General features: G+C 44.7%; 1 pseudogene. It reads left to right on the plus strand.

The features are described 5' to 3' along the window. Positions 1 to 716 (plus strand): annotated as a pseudogene (locus Q4500_RS18620) (hypothetical protein); the annotation flags it as partial.

Here is a 716-nt window from a genome sequence, read left to right on the forward strand (position 1 = left end):
ATCGCTGCGCATAATGCTGCTGATGGAGATTTGAGCGCTACGAACGAATACAACACAGGCATCAGTTTTGATGGAACCGACTTAACCGTTACTGACCTTGGTGGTGATCAAACAATAGACATTAGCGGCTTAGCTTATGACGACACTGCAATCAGAACCGATGTTGATCAGAATACTGCCGACATTGCTACCAATGTAACCAATATCGCCACTAACGTAACCGACATCGACAATCTTGAAGCAGAGCAAACAACTCAAAATACTGCAATTGCTACAAATACAACCGACATCGCAACAAATGCGACAGATATTGACACTCTTGAAGCGGAACAAACAACTCAGAATACTGCTATCGCTACAAATGCTACAGACATCGCCGCGCATAATGCTGCCGATGGAGATTTGAGCGCTACGAACGAATACAACACAGGCATCAGTTTTGATGGAACGGACCTTACGGTTACAGACATTGGTGGTGATCAAACAATAGACATTAGCGGTCTGGCTTATGACGACACTGCTATCCAAGCGGATGTTGATCAGAATACTGCCGACATCGCTACTAACGTAACCGACATCGACAACCTTGAAGCAGAGCAAACAACTCAAAATACTGCAATAGCTGCAAACGCTACTGACATCGCCGCGCATAATGCAGCCGATGGGGATTTAAGTGATTCTAACGAATACAACACAGGTATCAGTTTTGATGGAAC

The organism is Maribacter sp. 1_MG-2023, from assembly GCF_030547005.1.
GTDB lineage: Bacteria > Bacteroidota > Bacteroidia > Flavobacteriales > Flavobacteriaceae > Maribacter.